Raw genomic sequence first — 18,058 nt, 5'->3', positions numbered from 1 at the left:
GCCCTGGCGACAAGTCTTTACAGGGATGCCAAAAACGAACCGCCCGCGACCGGAGACGGACGCGGGCGGTCGCTGGTGGACGATGATCAGGCGACGGCCTGGCTCATCTGCTGGTGAGTACCGACCAGATGCTGCACCACCCCCGGATCGGCCAGGGTGGAGATGTCGCCGAGGGAGTCGTACTCACCCACGGCGATCTTGCGCAGGATGCGTCTCATGATCTTGCCGGAGCGGGTCTTGGGCAGCCCCGGCGCCCACTGGATGACGTCGGGCGTGGCGATGGGGCCGATCTCCTTGCGCACCCACTGCTTGAGTTCCTGGCGCAGGGCCTCGTTGCCCTCCTCGCCCTGGTTGAGGGTGACGTAGACATAGATGCCCTGCCCCTTGAGGTCATGGGGCATGCCCACCACCGCCGCTTCGGCGACCTTGGGATGGGCCACCAGGGCGCTCTCGATCTCGGCGGTGCCCATGCGATGGCCGGACACGTTGAGCACGTCGTCGACACGACCGGTGATCCAGTAGTAGCCATCCTCATCGCGACGAGCGCCGTCCCCGGTGAAGTACATGCCCTTGAAGGTCTTGAAGTAGGTGTCGACGAAGCGGTCGTGGTCGCCATAGATGGAGCGCGACTGGCCCGGCCAGGAGTCGAGGATCACCAGGTTGCCTTCCACGGCGCCGTCGAGCAGGTTGCCTTCGTTGTCCACCAGCGCTGGCTGGATGCCGAAGAACGGACGGGTCGCCGAACCGGGCTTCTGGCCGATGGCACCCGGCAGCGGGCTGATGAGGATGCCGCCGGTCTCGGTCTGCCACCAGGTGTCGACGATGGGGCAGCGCTCCTGGCCCACGGTCTTGTAGTACCAGTGCCAGGCCTCGGGGTTGATGGGCTCGCCCACCGAACCGAGCAGGCGCAGGCTGCTGCCGTCGACGCCGCGCATGGCCGCGTCGCCCTGGGCCATCATGGCGCGGATGGCGGTGGGTGCGGTGTAGAGGACGTTGACCTGGTGCTTGTCCACCACCTGGCCCATGCGGGTGACGTCCGGGTAGTTGGGCACGCCTTCGAACAGCAGGGTGGTAGCGCCATTGGCCAGCGGGCCGTAGACGATGTAGCTGTGGCCGGTGATCCAGCCGACGTCGGCGGTGCACCAGTAGACCTCGCCGGGGCGATAGTCGAAGACCCGCTCGTGGGTCAGGGCGGCGTAGGTCAGGTAGCCGCCGGTGGTGTGCAGGATGCCCTTGGGCTTGCCGGTGGAACCGGAGGTATAGAGGATGAACAGCGGCGCCTCGGCGGACATCTCCTTGGGCTCGCAGTGTTCCGGGGCCACCGAGGTGATGTCCTCGTACCAGACGTCGCGGTGGCGGTGCCAGGCGATGTCGGCGCCGGTGCGCTTGCAGACGATCACCTTGCGCACCGAATAGGTGGCCGGATTGGTCAGGGCCTCGTCGACGTTGGCCTTGAGCGGGATCTTGCGCCCGCCGCGCACGCCTTCGTCGGCGGTGATCACCAGCTTGGACTGGCAGTCGCTGATGCGGCCGGCCAGGGATTCGGGGGAGAAGCCGCCGAACACCACCGAGTGCACCGCGCCGATGCGGGCGCAGGCCAGCATGGCCACCACGGCCTCGGGGATCATCGGCATGTAGATGGTCACCACGTCGCCGCGGTGGATGTCCTGGCCGCGCAGGGCGTTGGCCAGTTGGCAGACCTCGCGATGCAGTTCGCGGTAGGTGATGTGGCGGCTGTCGGCCGGATCGTCGCCTTCCCAGATGATGGCGGTCTGGTCGCCACGGGTTTCCAGGTGGCGATCCAGGCAGTTGTAGGAGGCGTTCAGGGTGCCATCGGCGAACCACTGGATGTCGACGCGATGATCGTCGAAGGAGGTCTGCTTGACCCGGCTGAAGGGCTTGATCCAGTCCAGGCGCTGGGCCTGCTCGCGCCAGAAGCCATCGGGATTGAGGATGGACTGCTGGTACAGCCGGCGATAGGTGACTTCATCGGTCAGGGTCCGGGAAGCGACTTCCGCGCGGACCGGGTAAAAGGCGGCACTCATGGGACGATCTCCTCGGCGGGAAACTGTTGTTCTTGTTGCCTTCCGTTGTACGGCGCGCACCGGTTCGGGACCATTCGACCATGGTCGGACGGCGGGCCAGGCCCTGACCGACGGGTCTGTTACCCTTGCCCTTTCGCGATGTTTTCCTCGAGGAGCGCCCCATGGCCGATCTTGCCCACTCCCATTGCGTCCCCTGCCGCTCCAGCGAGCCGGCCTTGAGCGAGGCCGCCAGCACCGAGCTGCTCAAGGCCGTCCCCGGCTGGACACTGGTGGCGCGCGCGGGGGTTCCGCGGCTGGAACGCCGCTATGCCTTCGGCAACTTTCTCGAGGCGCTGGACTTCACCAACCGCGTCGGCCGCGAGGCCCAGGACGAGGACCATCACCCGGCCCTGCTCACCGAGTGGGGCGCGGTGACGGTGAGCTGGTGGACGCACAACATCGGCGGCCTGCACCGCAACGACTTCATCATGGCCGCCCGTACCGACGCGCTCGCCCTGGCGGCCAACGTCTGACCCTCGGACCGCCTGATCGCCGGACCGTGCGCTAGTCGCAGGCGGCGGCCAGTCCCTCGGCGTGGACGAAGCACAGCTTGTTGCCTTCCGGATCCCGGCAATAGGCGGCATAGAAGTCCGGTCCGTAGCCCGGTCGTATCCCAGGCGCACCTTCGTCGCTGCCGCCCAGTTGCAGGGCGCGGTGCCAGGCCGCCTCCACGGCCGCCGGCGTAGGCGCGGCAAAGCTCACCTGGACGCCATTGCCCCAGGAGGCCGGCAGGCCGTTGAACGGCAATTGCACATAGAATTGCGGCCATGCCCGCCCCGGACGCTGCCAGCCGCAACCGGGCGGGCCGCCGTCGTCGTCCCGCGGCATCCGCACCAGGCCGAGTTCGTGCAAAACGCTGTCATAGAATCCAATCAGGCGCTCCAGATCGCGCGCGCCTACCTGTACATGGCTGAACATGGGCTCTCTCCCGCTTGCAGGGGCCATCAGGCCACGGTAGACCAGTCCGCCGCGGCTGCCTATCGGCTCGACAAGCCGGGTTCGGACGGTTAGCGTGGCGGCCTTTGCCTTTGACGACATGCCCATGAATCTGCGCAACCTCCCCCGCCTGACCAAGATCGGCCTGGTCTTCTTCATCCTTGGCCTGCTGGGCGTGGCCTTCGCCCTCTATGGCCTCTACCAGGGCCCGCGTCCCACCGAACCCGGTGCCATGCGCAGCCTGCTGTTCGCGGCCGGATTGCAGCTGACCGGCTATGTGCTGCTCAACCGCAATCGCTTCCGCATGCTGTCCGGACGACGCAAGGACTGACCATGGCCATCCAGTGGAGCTGCCGCGCCGCAGCGGCGCTGACCACCGCCGAACTCTATGCCGCCCTGGTACTGCGCGCCCGGGTGTTCGTGGTGGAGCAGCAATGCATCTATCCCGACGCCGATGGCCTGGATCTGGCGGCGGATGTCTGGCACCTGTTCGGCTGGCGTGACGACCAGTTGCACGCCTACCTGCGCCTGCTCGGGGCGGTACGCGAGGAAGTGGTGATCGGACGGGTGATCGTCGCTCCCGAGGGACGCGGCAGCGGCCTGGGGCATCTGTTGCTGGCCGAAGCCCTGCGCGTCTGCGCCGAGCGCTGGCCTGGGCGCCCGCTGTTCCTCTCCGCCCAGGCCCACCTGCAGGCCTACTATGGCCGCTATGGCTTCACGCCCTGCTCAGCGGTGTACGACGAGGACGGAATTCCTCATATCGACATGCGTCGCCTGGCGGACTAGTGGCGGCGGCGCAGCGGATCGAGCAACGGCTTGAGGCCGTTATGGTCGATTTCCTGCATCAGCGCCAGCAGCCGGCCCAGTTCACCGGGTGGAAAGCCGCTGCGGGCGAACCAGTTGAGGTAGTGCCCCGGCAGGTCGGCCAGCAGGCGGCCAGCGTACTTGCCGTAGGGCATGGTCCAGGTCACCAGGGCTTCCAGATCCGCGGGTTGCATCGCTTGTCTCCTCCAGACGGCGTGGCGATTATGCCATGCCGTCACCGGTTAACCGTCGGCTGCGGGGAGCGTCGGACCGCCGCGACGATCCCAGCTAAAACAGGTCTGCAGAGGATTTGAGCATGAGCAACGTTACCCGGCCACTGGCCGCCGTCACCGGTGCCTCCAGCGGCATCGGCTTCGAACTGGCCAAGCAGCTGGCCCGTCATGGCCACGATCTGCTGCTGGTTTCCCGCGGCGACGGGCTGGATGCCGCCGAGCGCGAATTGCGTGCCCTGGGAGTCAAGGTGTGGAGCCATGCGGCGGACCTGCGCACCGCCGTGGGCGTGGAGGAGACCTATAGATTCCTGCGCCGCCAGGGCCGTCCGCTGGACGTCGTGGTGCTCAATGCCGGGGTCGGCCTGGGCGGCGCCTTCGTCGGCCAGACGCGCCTGGAAGACGAGATGGCGCTGATCCAGCTCAATGTGATGTCCACCGTCCACCTGGCCAAGCTGGTGTTGCCGGAGATGGTCGCCGCCGGCCGCGGTCGGGTGCTCTTCACCTCTTCCATCTCGGCCACGGCGCCGATTCCCTTCGAGGCCGTCTATGGCGCCTCCAAGGCCTTCATCAATTCCTTCGCCTTCGCCCTGCGCAACGAACTCAAGGACAGCGGCGTGACCTTCACGGTGCTCATGCCTGGCCAGACCGACACCAACTTCTTCCACCGCGCCGGCGAGGACGACACCAGTGTGGGTGCCGGGCCGAAGAACGATCCGGTACAGGTGGCCGCCCAGGGCTACGCCGCCCTGATGCAGGGCCTCGACCATGTCTATGGCGGCGGCCCCGAGGTGCAGCACGAGGGCGAGGTGCTCAATCGTGTGGAAAGCGAAGCCCAGAAGGCCGAGCGTCATCGCGCCTGGTCGGAGCCGGGGTCGGCGCAGCGCGACGACTGAGTCGCAGTCACCGGCGTGGCCTCGGCCTGCTGCACGCGGTCCGAGGCCTGTCCAGACTCCACGCTTGAAAATCCCCACCTTGCAGCCAAACTTGCTTTGCCATCGAACGAACACGTCCTTGGCAATAAAACCGGCCCAACACCCTCGACAGCGAATATCACGCTTGACGTCGTTATTGTACAACCTGCATCAGGCCATTAATAACGGACTATTTAAATTGTTTCAGACCAACAGGTCTGAAACAATTTAAATAGTTTGCTTAGCCGCCGCGAACTCGCATGCCAGGCTGCATCCAGCGATGCACGAGCCTACAACGCACCGCGCGTCCCTCCTGGATTCATGGCAAAAAAACAGCGCCATAAGATTGGCCAAATTTCAGGGTAATAAGAATCAGAATATCTCAAATACCGATGGAGCCGTTATTTGGCTGCTTCATCGGCCACCTGATTTCAAACCCCGAATTCCTTGAAACATTGCTCACAATTACGTTCATAACGAGAGCCGCTTCATGTCATTAAGAACTTTGAAAATTGGTAGTAGAGCCCTGTTGTGCTTTACCAGTTTTGCAATCTTGCTGCTGGGTCTCGGACTCTTCAGCCTGAACCAGATCGGCAAACTGCGGGCCAGCCAGCAAGTCCTGGAGCAGAGCAGTCTGGGCGGCACCCGGATTGCCGCCGAACTTGAATCCACGGTGCTGCGTGTCCGCCTGGAGACCCTGAGGTTCATCACGGCGGCCGACAGCGGCGTGATCCAGACCAGTCAGGCACAGCTCAAGCAGGAGTTGGAACGCTTCGGCAAGTTGCTGGAGAGCTACCAGACCGTGGTCGGTAGCGACCGGGAAGGCCGCCTCTACCAGGAGTTGAAGCAGCTCGTCGGTCCCTGGCGTACCGTGCTGGACGAAGTCCAGAGACGTTTGGCCACCGACGGCATGGATGCTGCGCGCAGCTACCTCAACCAGACCTTCCGCCCGCTCAACGAACCCTTGCTGGCAAAGGTTCAGGATCTCATCCAGGTCAACCATGACCAGGCGATCGAGCTTGGCCAGGAGGCGACCGCGCTCTACGAGCAAAGCCTTACCTATGTGATCGCCACCCTGGTTCTGGCCCTGATGATGACCCTGCTGATCGCCTGGCGCTTCACCCAGAGCCTGGTGCTGCCGGTGCGCCGGAGCATGGCCGTGGCTGAAAGCATCGCCAATGGCGACCTTCTGCAGCCCTGGCAGGACCAGGGCCGGGACGAGCTTCACCAGCTGAGCCTGAGCTTCGAGCGGATGCGTGGCAATCTGGTGCAGACCCTGCAGCAGATCAGCGACTCGGCCATCCAGCTGGCCTCCGCTGCCACCGAGATGCACGCGGTGACCGAAGACGCCAATCGCGGTCTGAATCAGCAGAACCAGGAAATCGAGCAAGCCGCTACCGCGGTCAACCAGATGACGGCCGCAGTGGAAGAAGTCGCCCGCAACGCCGAGAGTACCTCAAGCGAAGCGCGCAGCTCCGATACTGCCTCGCGCCAGGGCCGCGCCAGCGTCGAGCAGACCGTCCAGGCTATCGAGGCGCTCAACGGCAACGTCACCGACAGCAGTGGCCGCATCCAGCAACTGGCCCAGGATGTCGGCAACATCACCACGGTGCTGGAGGTGATCCGCGGCGTGGCCGAGCAGACCAACCTGCTGGCGCTCAACGCGGCCATCGAGGCCGCACGCGCCGGTGATGCCGGCCGTGGCTTCGCCGTCGTGGCCGACGAGGTGCGCGCCCTGGCACAGCGCACCCAGCAGTCGACCCAGGAGATCGAGTCGGTCATCACCCAGGTACAGCGTGGCAGCAGCGTGGCAGTCAACACCATGACCGCGACCGCCGGCCTGGCCCAGCGCACCCTGACCCTGGCGCGAGATTCGCAGCAATCGCTGACAGTCATCACCGAGGCGGTGACCGGATCTCCGAGCGCACCACCCTGATCGCCACGCGGCCGAGGAACAGGCCCATGTAGCGAGAGAGGTGGATCGGGCGCTGATGACCATTCGCGACCTGTCGGTACAGAGCGCCGCGGGTGCCAGCCAGACGGCGACGGCCAGCAGCGAACTGTCGCAACTAGCGGTACAGATGAATCAGCTGGTGGGACGCTTCAAGGTCGCCTGAGCCAGGTCGCTGCCAGCCTGTCGGTCACCCAACCTCCCGGCTGGCAGCGCTGCTGCGACTAGTTGACCGGCGTGGCTCCGGGCGTACCGCACTTGGCGAACTTGCCCTTGGCATCCTTGCATTGCGCGGCCTTGGTCTTGATCGTGTCGCATTTGACGAACTTGCCGTGCGCATCTCGGCAGGGCGCCGCCTGGACGCTGGGGGTGGCGAAGAGGGTCAGGGCTACCGCGGTGAGCAACGCTTTGAGCATGACGATCACCTCCAGGGCCGGGAATGGCCTCTGGCAAGCATAGCGGAGGTCGGCGCAGCCGCCACCGGTCTGGACAAACCCGCGGCCAGGACCACTGTATGCCTCGATCCGGTCGCGACTGCTTCTCTCCAGACCCGCGCCTGCCAGGCAAGATAAGCCCTCGCACTCAATGGGAGACAAGCCATGCGCACCCTTGGCCTGCTGGGCGGCATGAGCTGGGAAAGTTCGGCTCACTACTATCGCATCCTCAACGAAGAGGTCCGGCGCCGCCTGGGCGGCAGCCATTCGGCCGCATGCCTCTTGCTGTCAGTCGATTTCGCCGAGATCGCCGTCCTGCAGCACGCCGGTGACTGGACGGCGCTGGGTCAGCGTCTGCAAGGCCATGCGCGGCAACTGGCCGCCGGGGGTGCCGAGGCGCTGGTGCTCTGTACCAACACCATGCACTGCCTGGCGACGGAGATCGAGACGGCCACGGCGCTGCCGCTGCTGCACATCGCCGATCCCACGGGTGCGGCAATCCGCGCCCAGGGACTGCGGACCATCGGCCTCCTGGGTACCGCCTTCACCATGGAGCAGGCCTTTTACCGCGAACGGCTGACGGAACGCTTCGGGCTGAAGGTCGTGGTGCCCGAACCGGCCGCGCGCCAGACCGTGCATCGCATCATATACGAGGAACTGGTACGCGGTGAGGTGCGAGCGGAATCACGGGCGGCCTACCGCACGATCATCGCCGAACTGGTCGCCCGGGGCGCCGAGGGCATCGTGCTCGGCTGCACCGAGATCATGCTGCTGGTGGATCAGCACGACAGCGCGGTGCCGCTGTTCGACACCACGCGGTTGCACGCCCTGGCCGCCGTGGACTGGGCGCTGGACAAGGCGCGGGACTAGGCCTGCAGCCGGCGCGTGACCTCGGCCAGCAACGGGCGCGCATCGAGATCGGGCTGCTGGCACTCCGCAACCAGGCCCGCCAGCGTCGGATCGACCGGTTCGCTGCACCGCGTCAGCCACTCCTCCAGCAGGATGCCGAAGGCACGACTCTCGAAGCGCTGCAGGCGCGCGGCCTGCGCCGCGTCCTCGGGGAGCAGCGAGGCACCACCGAAATCCCCCAGCAGGCAGCGCGCGCCGCCATCCCAGAGGATGTTGTGGGCATAGAAGTCGCCGTGGACCAGGCCGTGCCCATGGAGATGCGCCAGGGCGCTGGCCATGCCGCCGGCCATGGTGCGCACGGCGCTGGCGGTGAAGCAGGTGTCCTCGGGATAGACGTCGCGACTGCAGGTGCTGAAGCTGGGCGGGCCGGCCAGGTTGCCGAAAGCCGGCTCCACCAGTTCCAGCACCAGGCCGCTGCGCTGCTCGGGGTGATCGGCCAGGTCGCCGAGGGCGCCGATCAACCAGGGGTGGATACCGGCACTGAGGCTGGCGGCGCTTTCGCTTTCCGGGGTGCCATCGCTGGTCATGCTGCCCTTGAACAGCTTGACGGCGACCTCACGCGGGCCGGTGGGCGATTGCCAACGCGCCTGGTGGATGATACCGGAAGCGCCCTCCCCCAGCCGCTCGCCGAGCTGCAGATCGGCCCAGGCGATGCGCTGCTGGCTGGCCGCCTGCGCCCGTACCGCGCGCTCGCGGGCGGCGCCGAGGGGATTGTCGCCATAGGCCAGCCAGGTCAGCCGTGGCAGTTCGAGAATGGCCGGGGGCAGCGCCGCGAAGCGATTCGCCGACAGCCGCAGGAGCTCCAGCTGATGCAGGCCGGCCATGGCCGCTGGCAGGCTCTGCAACCGGTTGCCGGCCAGCATCAGCTTTTGCAGCGCCGGCCGTTCACCCAGGGCGGCGGGCAGCTCGGCGATGCGGTTGTCGGTGAGGATCAGCCAGCGCAGGCGCGGTGGCAGGGCCGCGGCACTCACCCGCTCCAGCTGGCAGGCCTTGAAGCCGATCATCTCCAGCCTGGGCAGCGTACCCAGCACCTCGGGCAACTCGGTGAAGGGATTGCCCGAGCAGAAGAGAATGCGCAAACGGTGCAGCCGGCCCAGGTCGGCCGGTAGGCGCATCAGCCGATTGCCCGACAGGTCGAGGATTTCCAGGCTGTCGGCCAGGGCATAGATCTCTTCGGGAAATTCGCTCAGGTCGGCGCGCAGGGTCAGGCGCGTGGCCCCGGCCAGTTCGCCGGCACGCAGCCGGGCTAGGGTATCCGTCATGGGAAGGCGACTCTCACTGTCTTGAAAAACCGGCACCCGGCCGGTGATGGCGCGGACGTTAGCACGCCAGGCCGCTAGCTGCGGCCCTCGTACGCCAGAATGCGCGCCACTGCCTCTTGCAGATCGCCTGCCGTCACCACGGGTGGCGCCAGGGGATTGGCCACCTGCTCGGCCTGCCGCTGCACCAGGGCGCCCTTGAAGCCGGCGGCCTGAGCGCCGGCGATGTCCCAGGCATGGACGGCGACCAGCCACAGGCGCTCGGCCGGCTCGCCGAGGCTGGCGGCGGCCTGGTGATAGGTGGCCGTGGCGGGCTTGCTGGCGCCAGCGTCCTCGGCGGAGAGGATGTCGGCGAAGGCGTCACTCAGGCCGGCATATTCCAGCTGTGCCTGGGTAGCGTCGCGGGCGTTGTTGGAAAAGGCGATGCAGCGCACGCCCTGCGCCCGGGCGAAGTCGAGGCCGGTGCTGACATCGGCATGGGCGGGCAGCTCCTTCAGCGCCTTGGCCACGCGTTGCTTGTCGGCCGTGGTCGGCATACGCCCGAGCCGAGCGCCGATCATGTCCAGCGCCGCCTGGCCCTGGGCCTCGAAGGGCGCATGGCGGCTACAGAGTTCGGCGGTCATGGCGTTCTGCAGGGTCTGGGCGAACCACAGCGTGCGGCTCCGCGGATCACCGAACAGCTCGGTGAACAGGCCGTCCAGTGCGGACAGGTCGAGCACGGTCTCGTTGATGTCGAACAGGCAGGTCAGGGTCATGGCAAGCACTCGCATGAGGATGTTCCTTCGACCAGGGCTCGCGATCGAGGTGCAGCCGCGCTAAGGTTTGCAGGACTGGCAGACGCGAGAAAACAGTTAAAGTCTTATGATTTCCAGCCGATACCCCCGGTCAACCCGCCTCCTGTCGACCACTCGCTCGGCTCGACTGGCACTCCGGTCTTCGAAGATGCGCCTGGAACTCCTGCCAGGCCTGTCCGTCCTCTTGAGCTAGTCCGATGGCCGACCCACTGCAGTACGAAGATGACCGCCTCAACGCCCTGCATGCACTGGAGCTGCTCGACTCGGCGCCGGCGGAGGAATTCGATCGCCTCTGCGAACTGGTCGCCAGCAGCTTCAATGTGCCGACCGCGCTGATCAGTCTGGTTGACCGCGACCGCCAGTGGTTCAAGGCCCGCGTCGGCTTCGACCTCGCGCAGATGCCGGTAGAGGATGCCTTCTGTGCCCACACCATCCAGGCCGAGGATGGCCGGATGGAGATCAACGATGCCCGCTGCGATACCCGCTTCAGCCACAACCCCCTGGTGGTCAAGGCGCCGCTCGTGCGCTTCTATGCCGGCTCGGCCCTGGTCACCGAGGCCGGCTATGCCATCGGCAGCCTCTGCATCCTCGACAACCAACCGCGCCAGCTGACGGCGACGGAACGCAAGCGCCTGGACGATTTCGCCGCCCAGGTGATGCGACTCATCGTCCTGCGTCAGCACCTGCGCCGGCGCGATCCGGTCAGCGGCCTGCCCAATCGGCAGCAGTTCCAAGCCGATGTGGCCCAGTTGACCGAACTCCATCCCGGCGAGGCGCGCCTGCTGGTGCTGGTGGATCCGCTGGAAACCCACTGGAAGGAGCAGCTGGTCCTGGCCCAGGGCATGTGGCCCTTCGAGACCTTTCTGCGCAGCCTGGCCCTGCGCCTGTGCGACGCCCTGAGCGAGCGGGCCAAGGTCTATCACGTGGACACCAAGAGATTCGCCTTTCTGTTGCCCGCGAACTACGACTACCCGCCGCTGCTGGAAGCCCTGATCGCCCAGTTGCGGACCCCGGTCCAGGCCGACCGGATTCCCATCGATCCGCCGGTAAAGGCCGGCGTGGTGCCCTTCGAGCTCAACCCGGGCGAGGTGCGCGACCTGCTGCGCAAGGCCATGGTAGCCGTCAACCAGGCCGCCCTGAGCACCCGCCACTGGGGACTCTACGAGCGCCCCCAGGACGAAGCCTTCCAGCGGATCTTCCAGCTGGTCCGGCAGCTTCCCGAGGCCCTCGAACGCGGCGACTTCAGCCTGGCCTTCCAGCCGCGCCTGGCACTGCCCGGGCGCCGGCTATGCAGCGCCGAAGCCCTGTTGCGCTGGACGCATCCGCAACTCGGCCCCATCGCCCCCGGCGATTTCATTCCGGCCATCGAGAAGACCGCACTGATCCACAGCGTCACCCGCTGGGTGATCCGCACCGCCGTCACCCAGCTGGCGCGCTGGGACCGTCGCTACCAGGGGCGGCTGTCGCTCAACCTGTCGCCGCGGGATTTCGACGAGGGCGATCTGGTGGACCTGCTACGCGAGACCTGCCAGCGCCAGGGCGTCGATCCGCGGCGGCTGGAAGTGGAGATCACCGAAGGCGAATGGCTGAAACGCAATCCGGAGGCCATCGCCCAGCTGCATGCCCTGCGTGAGCTGGGCCTGGAGATCGCCATCGACGACTTTGGCAGCGGCTACAGCAACTTCGCCTACCTGTACGAATTGCCGGTCACCAGCGTCAAGCTCGACCGCTCGCTGATCCATGACCTGCCCCAGGATCCACGCAAGCAGGAGGTGGTCAGGGCGCTGCTGATGCTGATCGGCAAGCTCGGCTATCGCAGCGTCGCCGAAGGGATAGAGACGCCGGACGTGCTGGCCTTCCTGCAGGAAGCCGGCTGCGACGAGGTCCAGGGCTATCTGCTGGCCCGGCCCATGGCTCTGCCCGCCTTCGAGGCCTGGTACGCCGAACAGGGTTAAGCCGAACGGATGAAGTCATTTGACTGACAAATTCATTCCAGGCTCTACACTGGTTCAGGTCGTAGTTTCCCGGGAGTGAGGATATGAGGGAATCAGCTACCGAGTTGTTGGACGTGGTTGGCCTGGATACCGGCACGCTGAGCAGCCAGGGCTGCATCGACAAGGTGCTGCACGCGCTGCGTACCCATCTGGACATGGACGTGGCCTTCCTGGCCGAATTCCGCCAGCAGGACCGGGTCTTTCGCAATGTCGATGCCGTGCTCGATGCGCCGATCAAGGCGGGTGATGTCCTGCCGCTCAGCCAGGGCTATTGTCAGCAGGTGGTCACCGGCCATCTGCCCGAACTCATCCCCGATACCCGCGCCATCGGCCCTGCGCGACTGATCCCGGAGACCCGCAGCGTGCCCATCGGCGCGCACCTGAGCGTGCCCGTGCGACTCAGCGATGGCGAGCTCTATGGCACCTTCTGCTGCTTCAAGTACCAGCCCGATCCGACCCTGAGTCCCCGTGACCTGGAGCTGGTGCGGACCTTCGCCGAACTGGTGGCCGATCGCCTCAGCCTGGACGTCTCCAGCCGCCGCGGCCAGGTGGAGATGCGCCAGCGCATCCAGGGCGCGGTGGCCGCCCACCAGCCCAGCATCGTCTACCAGCCGATCTATCATCTGAACGATCTGCGCATCGCCGGCTGGGAATCGCTGTCGCGCTTCCACTGCCTGCCGCAGCGCAGTCCAGATCTGTGGTTTTCCGAGGCCAGCGCCATCGGCCTCGGCGATGAACTCGAAGAGTGCGCCATGCGCTTTGCCCTGCAGGGGCTGCAGAGCCTGCCGGATGACAGCTACCTGACCATGAACTGTTCGCCGCAGACCATCCTCGGCGGTCGGTTGCCGGCACTGCTGGCTGGCACCGCGCCGGGACGCCTGGTGCTGGAGATCACCGAACATGCCGAGGTCGAGGATTACGACGCCCTGCACGCCCAGTTGCAACCGCTGCGCGCCCAGGGCGTGCGCCTGGCCATCGACGATGCCGGCGCCGGCTATTCGAGCCTGAGGCATATCCTCCGGCTGCGTCCGGACATGATCAAGCTGGACATGAGCCTGGTGCGCGACATCGATCGCGACGCCGAGCGCCGGGCGCTGGCTTCGGCGATCATCGCCTTCGCCCGCGAGACCCACAAGGAGGTGATCGCCGAGGGGGTGGAGACCCTCGCCGAACTGGAAGCGCTCAAGGCGCTGCAGGTGGACAAGGTGCAGGGCAACCTGCTGAGCCGTCCGCTGCCGCGCGACGACGCCCTGCGCCTGCCCCGCCAGCGCCGGCTGGAAGGCCTGCAGGACAGCTAAACGGAAAGGATCGGCGACCATTCAAGTCGCCGATCCCTTGGCCGATACGCCTAGGCGAATGATCGCTTCATCTGACGTCAGACCCGCCCTCGGCCGTTCTTTGTCCTGCAGGAGTTACCGGTGCGCTCCATCCTGGTCATCGAAGACAGCCCCATGGTCCTCAAGATTCTGGCGCACCTCTTTCGTCAGCAGCGCGACTTCGAGCCGGTGTTCTGCGCCACCCTGGCCGAAGCCGAGCTGATGCTGGAAACCTCGGCCGACCTGTTCTTCGCCGCCCTCGTGGATCTCAACCTGCCCGATGCGCCCAATGGCGAAAGCGTCGACCTGGTGCTGCGCTATCGCCTGCCCTGCATCGTCCTCAGCGGTTCCTACGACGAGCGCCGGCGCGACGACCTGCTGACCAAGGGCGTGGTCGACTATGTGCTCAAGGAAAGCCAGTACTCCTACGAATTCGCCTTCCGGCTGCTGCGCCGGCTGGACAGTAATACCGCGGTCAAGATCCTCATCGCCGAGGACTCCGACGCCACCCGCAACTACATCCGCCACGTGCTGACGCCCCATCGCTACCAGTTGCTGGACGCCTGCGACGGCAACGAGGCGCTGCGCCTGCTGCAGGAGCAGCCGGACATCGACCTGCTGGTGGTGGACCACAGCATGCCCGGCCTCAGCGGCTTCGAACTGGTGCAGTTGCTGCGGCAGAAGCTGCGCCGCCACGACCTCAGCATCATCGGCCTGTCGGCCGACGAGAAGGGCTCGCTCAGCGCCAAGTTCATCAAGCAGGGCGCCGACGACTTCCTGCGCAAGCCCTTCTGCCCCGAGGAACTCAACTGCCGGGTGGTCTCGACCCTGGAGCGGCGGGATCTGATGCGCGCCCTCACCCATGCCGCCCAGTACGATTCCCTCACCGGGCTGCGCAATCGGCGTGCCTTCCAGGATCAGGCCCAAGAGCTGTTTCGCCAGGCAGAACGCGAGGGCCACACCTTGAGCGTGGCCATGCTCGACCTGGATCACTTCAAGCGCATCAACGACGAACACGGCCATGCCAGCGGTGACAGCGCCCTGGTGGTCTTTGCCCAGGCGCTGGCCCGCACCCTGCCCCAGGACCTGACCGGCCGCCTGGGCGGCGAGGAATTCGCCCTGGTCAGCCGGATGCCCCCGGAGCAGTTGCTGCAGGCGCTGGACCTGCTGCGGCGCTACTGCCACGCCCAGACCTATGCACCGGGCGCCCCGCCACTGTCGTTCAGCGCCGGAGTCTTCAGCGGCGTCGCCAACGACCTCGAAGGCTTCCTGCACGAAGCCGATCGCCGCCTCTATCAGGCCAAGCGCCAGGGCCGTGCCCGCACCTGCCTGGTACTGGACGCCGAGTAGAACGGATCCTGGGTTGGCGCACTCCGCCACAAGACATATGATGTCGTACGATATGCCTGTCTCGCCGAGCTGACGCGTATCGCCTCGTCTAACAATAACAATCAAGGACCTGTCCCATGCACGACTCCTCCCCGGGTCTCGCCCGGCCATTGTCACGTCGCCGGCTGCTCCAGGGCGGCCTGGTCTGCGGCGCCGCCCTCACGCTGCCGGGTCTCGCCCGCGCCGCCGAACCCCTGAGCCAACGCTATCCCGATCCGCTGATCGAGATCCTCGACGACCGCTTCCTGGAATTGCGGCTGTTCAACGCCAGCATCGAGCGCCTGGCCACCGGCCTGCGCTGGGCCGAAGGGCCAGTCTGGATCGGCGATGGCAACTACCTGCTGATGAGCGACATCCCCAACAACCGCATCGTGCGCTGGGATGAGGTCAGTGGCCGACTGGACACCTATCGCGCCCAGTCGAATTTCGCCAACGGCCTGACCCGCGACCGGCAGGGCCGGTTGATCGCCTGTGAAGGCTCCACCACCCACGGCCTCGGTCGGCGGGTCACCCGCACCGAGCACGACGGGCGCCTCACGGTGCTGGCCGATAACTTCGAAGGCAAGCCGTTCAATTCGCCCAACGACGTGGTGGTCAAGCGTGACGGTTCCATCTGGTTCAGCGATCCGCCGTTCCAGGCCAACAGCGACTACGAGGGCCACCGGGTCAAGACCGAGCAGCCCGATGCGGTCTATCGCATCGACGGCGAGAGCCTGGCGGTGACCCGGGTGATCGGCGACCTCAACGGCCCCAACGGCCTGGCCTTCTCGCCGGACGAGAAACTGCTCTATGTGGTCGAGGGCCGCGCCAAGCCCAATCGCCTGGTGTGGGCCTATACCGTCAAGGACGACGGCAGCCTAGGCGACCGCCGCAAGCACATCGAGGCGCTGGAATATGGCGCCCTGGACGGCATCAAGTGCGATGTGGCGGGCAATCTCTGGTGCGGCTGGGGCAGCAGTGGCGCGCCGGCGGCCAAGCCCGAAGCCCTCGATGGCGTTCGCGTCTTCGATCCCAGTGGTAAGGCGCTCGGTCACATCCACCTGCCGGAACGCTGCCCCAACCTGTGCTTTGGCGGGCCGGAAGGCAACCGGCTGTTCATGGCCGGTTCCCACTCCCTGTACAGCCTCTACGTCAACATCCGCGGTGCTGGCCTTTAGGTTCTGCAGGGAAAGTCGCCGAGCGAAGGTCAGGCTAGGCGAAAGACGCTGAGGATGCGGAGTTTACGAGGGTAAAGGAGCATTCCGAATGCGTTTTTCAACGACGCCTCACCGATGCGCAGGCGCCTTTCGCACAGAACCTAGCGGGACTCGGGCGGCGACTGCTCGACCAGGACGGTCAGGGAGTCGAGCACGCTTTCCAAGGCGTAGGCCGCTTCGAAGCGTGCCAGATTCTGGGTGAGATCGGCCAGGCTGGTGGTGATCCCCAGCCAGTTGCCCAGGCCGATCTGGCGCGCCGCTTCCGGCAGCGAGCAGCCGCCGTCGCGGCGCTCCAGCCAGGCCAGCACCAGTTCGGGCGGGGTATCGGCCTCGAGGCCCAGGGTGCGCAGCAGCCGCAGGGCCTTGGCCTGTTGGCGGGGCGGCAGCCGATGGCGGGCCGTGGGGGTGGGCTGGTCGACGACGAGCGTCAACCGGGAGCCGGGGATATCGGTCATCTGGACCTCTAGGGACTACACCAGAACCGCACGGCGCGAGGCCGCTTCATCGCCCCATGGTAGGCGAATAGTCTGGCCAATTGCCATAGTTCACCCCGACCCTCATCGCCTGGAAAACGCCGTTCGGCCCCTGCCCCGCTCAGCGCGAGGCTCGGCCCCGGCAGCGCTGCCAACGCTCCTCCACCCGCTGGGCGAACCAGGCGGTGGTCAGGGTGCGGGTGATCTTGGGGCTTTCCAGGGTGATGCCCGGCAGGATGGCGCGCGGCAGGCTGCGACCGGCCTTGCGCTCGGCCAGGGCATAGACCTTGGCATAGAGATCGGTCTTGGCGAAGTCCTCGGATTCGCCCGCTTCCAGGTCATGGCGGATGGCGATGTCGCTCATGCCCAGGGCCGGCGCCAGGCGATTCACCGCCCGCTCGGTCTCGCCCTGGGTCCGCGAACCGGGCACCACCAGATCGCCATCCAGCGCCAGCTTCATCCCCGTAGCCCGGCTTACCGCGCTCTGGAAGGCGGCATTGCGACTGGCGTACCAGCCGGCGTTGAAATCGGCGAAGCGATACAGCGGCGTGGCATAGTCCGCCGGATAGCCCAGCAGGTGCGCCGTGCCGAAATAGAGACCGCCCCGTCGGCTGAACACCTCGTGGCGGATGGAACCGTCGCGGTCATAGGGATAGCCGCGGGCATGGGCCTCGGCGAAGTCGATGCTGACCTGCATGGGTCCGCCGGTGCGTACCGGATTGAAGCGCCCGAACAGCTGGCCGCCCAGGGGCACCATGGCGATGAAGTCCTCGAAGATCAGACTCAGCTCGCGCTCGGTACGGGCGGCGTCCAGGCGCTGGGCGTAGGTCTTGCCGGTGGGCGAGTCGAGGTTGAGCGCGGTGCGCACCAGCAGCTGGGGCACATAGGCCCGCGCCGCGCGCCGATTGATCTCCTCGCGGGCGATGCGTCCCAGCCCCGGCACCGGCGGATCGACCTGGTAGGTGGATTCCTGTTCCGCCACCGCCAGCACGGCGCAGAGGTTGTCCGTCGAGGGCTCGAGACCCTGGGCGCTGAAGGCGGTCTGGATATCGCTGGCCCAGCCCTGCCGATCCGCGACGTTGGCCGGCAGCAGCCGCAGGAGCTCGGCGCGCACCTCGGCCGGCGAACGGGTCGGTCCCTGGGAACTGGGCGTCAGGCTGCATCCGGCCAGCACCAGTGCAGCGGCCAGGGCGGCCCAGCCGCGCAATCGCGACAGGCTGGGCAAGGCGGGAACGGACAGCACGGCAGCAGCGGACACGGCGACTCCAGGGGATTCCTTTGGCCGCTTTGACCACGTCCCCGGCCAAACGGCTGCCCTGAACACTCAATAACTTCTGGCTATATCGATGTAACCTTTTCATTCAACCAGAGCTGC

The 18,058-nt window shown here is 66.4% G+C and carries 19 protein-coding genes and 1 pseudogene; 12 read left to right on the top strand and 8 right to left on the bottom strand.

Annotated features, from left to right (window positions below):
- Positions 1-86: 86 nt before the first annotated feature.
- Positions 87-2,045 carry an acetate--CoA ligase gene (gene acs / locus RCF34_RS07765; RefSeq protein ID WP_133859896.1) on the bottom strand — a complete coding sequence of 653 codons (1,959 nt, stop codon included), beginning with the start codon at positions 2,043-2,045 and terminating at the stop codon, positions 87-89.
- Positions 2,046-2,206: 161 nt separating this feature from the next.
- Here acs and RCF34_RS07760 point away from each other — a divergent pair, with 161 nt between their 5' ends.
- A complete protein-coding gene (locus RCF34_RS07760; protein ID WP_308707666.1) occupies positions 2,207-2,557 on the top strand; it encodes a 4a-hydroxytetrahydrobiopterin dehydratase in 351 nt (116 codons plus the stop codon).
- A gap of 31 nt (positions 2,558-2,588) precedes the next feature.
- Here RCF34_RS07760 and RCF34_RS07755 read toward each other — a convergent pair whose 3' ends face one another.
- Positions 2,589-3,002: a VOC family protein gene (locus tag RCF34_RS07755; RefSeq protein WP_308707665.1), complete on the bottom strand. Its 414-nt coding sequence runs from the start codon at positions 3,000-3,002 to the stop codon at positions 2,589-2,591.
- A gap of 124 nt (positions 3,003-3,126) precedes the next feature.
- Between RCF34_RS07755 and RCF34_RS07750 the strand changes: the two genes are divergently transcribed.
- On the top strand, positions 3,127-3,351 hold the full coding sequence (locus RCF34_RS07750; protein WP_308707664.1) for a hypothetical protein: 225 nt from the start codon (positions 3,127-3,129) through the stop codon (positions 3,349-3,351).
- A 2-nt stretch (positions 3,352-3,353) separates the two neighbouring features.
- A complete protein-coding gene (locus RCF34_RS07745; RefSeq protein ID WP_308707663.1) occupies positions 3,354-3,806 on the top strand; it encodes a GNAT family N-acetyltransferase in 453 nt (150 codons plus the stop codon).
- Here the strand turns inward: RCF34_RS07745 and RCF34_RS07740 are convergent.
- Entirely contained in the window at positions 3,803-4,018 is a 216-nt protein-coding gene (locus RCF34_RS07740) for a DUF3820 family protein (RefSeq protein WP_308707662.1), read from the bottom strand. The two genes, RCF34_RS07745 and RCF34_RS07740, sit on opposite strands and share 4 nt — an antisense overlap.
- A 122-nt stretch (positions 4,019-4,140) precedes the next feature.
- Here RCF34_RS07740 and RCF34_RS07735 point away from each other — a divergent pair, with 122 nt between their 5' ends.
- From RCF34_RS07735 to RCF34_RS07725, 4 genes and pseudogenes are all read left to right on the top strand, one after another.
- Positions 4,141-4,950 carry an SDR family NAD(P)-dependent oxidoreductase gene (locus RCF34_RS07735; protein ID WP_308707661.1) on the top strand — a complete coding sequence of 270 codons (810 nt, stop codon included), beginning with the start codon at positions 4,141-4,143 and terminating at the stop codon, positions 4,948-4,950.
- A gap of 508 nt (positions 4,951-5,458) precedes the next feature.
- A pseudogene (locus RCF34_RS22975) lies at positions 5,459-6,226 on the top strand (MCP four helix bundle domain-containing protein); the annotation flags it as partial.
- Entirely contained in the window at positions 6,221-6,904 is a 684-nt protein-coding gene (locus RCF34_RS22970; protein WP_374941176.1) for a methyl-accepting chemotaxis protein, read from the top strand. The pseudogene RCF34_RS22975 and the gene RCF34_RS22970, both read left to right, overlap by 6 nt.
- Before the next feature lie 55 nt (positions 6,905-6,959).
- Positions 6,960-7,085: a hypothetical protein gene (locus RCF34_RS07725; protein WP_308707659.1), complete on the top strand. Its 126-nt coding sequence runs from the start codon at positions 6,960-6,962 to the stop codon at positions 7,083-7,085.
- A gap of 58 nt (positions 7,086-7,143) precedes the next feature.
- Here the strand turns inward: RCF34_RS07725 and RCF34_RS07720 are convergent, their stop codons facing one another.
- Complete coding sequence (locus tag RCF34_RS07720) at positions 7,144-7,335, bottom strand: hypothetical protein (protein ID WP_308707658.1); 192 nt, start codon at positions 7,333-7,335, stop codon at positions 7,144-7,146.
- 183 nt (positions 7,336-7,518) lie between these two features.
- On the opposite strand from RCF34_RS07720, the gene RCF34_RS07715 reads away from it, so the two are divergent.
- Positions 7,519-8,223, top strand: a complete 705-nt coding sequence (locus RCF34_RS07715) for an aspartate/glutamate racemase family protein (protein WP_308707657.1) — start codon at positions 7,519-7,521, stop codon at positions 8,221-8,223.
- On the opposite strand, the gene RCF34_RS07710 is transcribed toward RCF34_RS07715, so the two are convergent.
- Positions 8,220-9,524, bottom strand: coding sequence for a leucine-rich repeat-containing protein kinase family protein (locus tag RCF34_RS07710; protein WP_308707656.1), 1,305 nt, complete (start codon positions 9,522-9,524; stop codon positions 8,220-8,222). The two genes, RCF34_RS07715 and RCF34_RS07710, sit on opposite strands and share 4 nt — an antisense overlap.
- 74 nt (positions 9,525-9,598) lie before the next feature.
- A complete protein-coding gene (locus RCF34_RS07705) occupies positions 9,599-10,291 on the bottom strand; it encodes a haloacid dehalogenase type II (RefSeq protein ID WP_308707655.1) in 693 nt (230 codons plus the stop codon).
- Between the two features lie 221 nt (positions 10,292-10,512).
- Between RCF34_RS07705 and RCF34_RS07700 the strand changes: the two genes are divergently transcribed.
- The 4 genes from RCF34_RS07700 (at position 10,513) to RCF34_RS07685 (ending at position 16,171) form a co-directional block, all read left to right on the top strand.
- Complete coding sequence (locus RCF34_RS07700; protein WP_308707653.1) at positions 10,513-12,270, top strand: EAL domain-containing protein; 1,758 nt, start codon at positions 10,513-10,515, stop codon at positions 12,268-12,270.
- An 83-nt stretch (positions 12,271-12,353) separates the two neighbouring features.
- Entirely contained in the window at positions 12,354-13,607 is a 1,254-nt protein-coding gene (locus RCF34_RS07695; RefSeq protein ID WP_308707652.1) for an EAL domain-containing protein, read from the top strand.
- A gap of 120 nt (positions 13,608-13,727) precedes the next feature.
- Positions 13,728-14,975 (top strand): diguanylate cyclase domain-containing protein, encoded by a 1,248-nt coding sequence (locus RCF34_RS07690; RefSeq protein WP_308707651.1) that lies wholly within the window; start codon positions 13,728-13,730, stop codon positions 14,973-14,975.
- Between the two features lie 116 nt (positions 14,976-15,091).
- Entirely contained in the window at positions 15,092-16,171 is a 1,080-nt protein-coding gene (locus RCF34_RS07685) for an SMP-30/gluconolactonase/LRE family protein (protein WP_308707650.1), read from the top strand.
- 140 nt (positions 16,172-16,311) lie between these two features.
- Here the strand turns inward: RCF34_RS07685 and RCF34_RS07680 are convergent, their stop codons facing one another.
- Positions 16,312-16,665: a hypothetical protein gene (locus tag RCF34_RS07680; protein WP_308707649.1), complete on the bottom strand. Its 354-nt coding sequence runs from the start codon at positions 16,663-16,665 to the stop codon at positions 16,312-16,314.
- A gap of 139 nt (positions 16,666-16,804) precedes the next feature.
- Positions 16,805-17,941, bottom strand: a complete 1,137-nt coding sequence (locus RCF34_RS07675) for a DUF1615 domain-containing protein (protein WP_374941169.1) — start codon at positions 17,939-17,941, stop codon at positions 16,805-16,807.
- Between the last annotated feature and the right edge of the window lie 117 nt (positions 17,942-18,058).

It is taken from the genome of Pseudomonas sp. 102515 (genome assembly GCF_031085165.1).
In the GTDB taxonomy this organism is placed as follows: Bacteria; Pseudomonadota; Gammaproteobacteria; order Pseudomonadales; family Pseudomonadaceae; genus Chryseomonas.
This window is presented reverse-complemented; position numbering and strand designations above follow the sequence as displayed.

What these genes read in the sequence shown, in the direction of transcription:
- RCF34_RS07750 (WP_308707664.1), top strand. Translation starts at nt 3,127, where the DNA reads ATGAATCTGCGCAACCTCCCCCGCCTGACCAAGATCGGCCTGGTCTTC.
- RCF34_RS07740 (WP_308707662.1), bottom strand. Translation starts at nt 4,018, where the DNA reads ATGCAACCCGCGGATCTGGAAGCCCTGGTGACCTGGACCATGCCCTAC.
- RCF34_RS07755 (WP_308707665.1), bottom strand. Translation starts at nt 3,002, where the DNA reads ATGTTCAGCCATGTACAGGTAGGCGCGCGCGATCTGGAGCGCCTGATT.
- RCF34_RS07705 (WP_308707655.1), bottom strand. Translation starts at nt 10,291, where the DNA reads ATGCGAGTGCTTGCCATGACCCTGACCTGCCTGTTCGACATCAACGAG.
- RCF34_RS07715 (WP_308707657.1), top strand. Translation starts at nt 7,519, where the DNA reads ATGCGCACCCTTGGCCTGCTGGGCGGCATGAGCTGGGAAAGTTCGGCT.
- RCF34_RS07685 (WP_308707650.1), top strand. Translation starts at nt 15,092, where the DNA reads ATGCACGACTCCTCCCCGGGTCTCGCCCGGCCATTGTCACGTCGCCGG.
- RCF34_RS07700 (WP_308707653.1), top strand. Translation starts at nt 10,513, where the DNA reads ATGGCCGACCCACTGCAGTACGAAGATGACCGCCTCAACGCCCTGCAT.
- RCF34_RS07725 (WP_308707659.1), top strand. Translation starts at nt 6,960, where the DNA reads ATGACCATTCGCGACCTGTCGGTACAGAGCGCCGCGGGTGCCAGCCAG.
- RCF34_RS22970 (WP_374941176.1), top strand. Translation starts at nt 6,221, where the DNA reads ATGCGTGGCAATCTGGTGCAGACCCTGCAGCAGATCAGCGACTCGGCC.
- RCF34_RS07760 (WP_308707666.1), top strand. Translation starts at nt 2,207, where the DNA reads ATGGCCGATCTTGCCCACTCCCATTGCGTCCCCTGCCGCTCCAGCGAG.
- RCF34_RS07745 (WP_308707663.1), top strand. Translation starts at nt 3,354, where the DNA reads ATGGCCATCCAGTGGAGCTGCCGCGCCGCAGCGGCGCTGACCACCGCC.
- RCF34_RS07720 (WP_308707658.1), bottom strand. Translation starts at nt 7,335, where the DNA reads ATGCTCAAAGCGTTGCTCACCGCGGTAGCCCTGACCCTCTTCGCCACC.
- RCF34_RS07710 (WP_308707656.1), bottom strand. Translation starts at nt 9,524, where the DNA reads ATGACGGATACCCTAGCCCGGCTGCGTGCCGGCGAACTGGCCGGGGCC.
- RCF34_RS07680 (WP_308707649.1), bottom strand. Translation starts at nt 16,665, where the DNA reads ATGACCGATATCCCCGGCTCCCGGTTGACGCTCGTCGTCGACCAGCCC.
- RCF34_RS07735 (WP_308707661.1), top strand. Translation starts at nt 4,141, where the DNA reads ATGAGCAACGTTACCCGGCCACTGGCCGCCGTCACCGGTGCCTCCAGC.
- acs (WP_133859896.1), bottom strand. Translation starts at nt 2,045, where the DNA reads ATGAGTGCCGCCTTTTACCCGGTCCGCGCGGAAGTCGCTTCCCGGACC.
- RCF34_RS07695 (WP_308707652.1), top strand. Translation starts at nt 12,354, where the DNA reads ATGAGGGAATCAGCTACCGAGTTGTTGGACGTGGTTGGCCTGGATACC.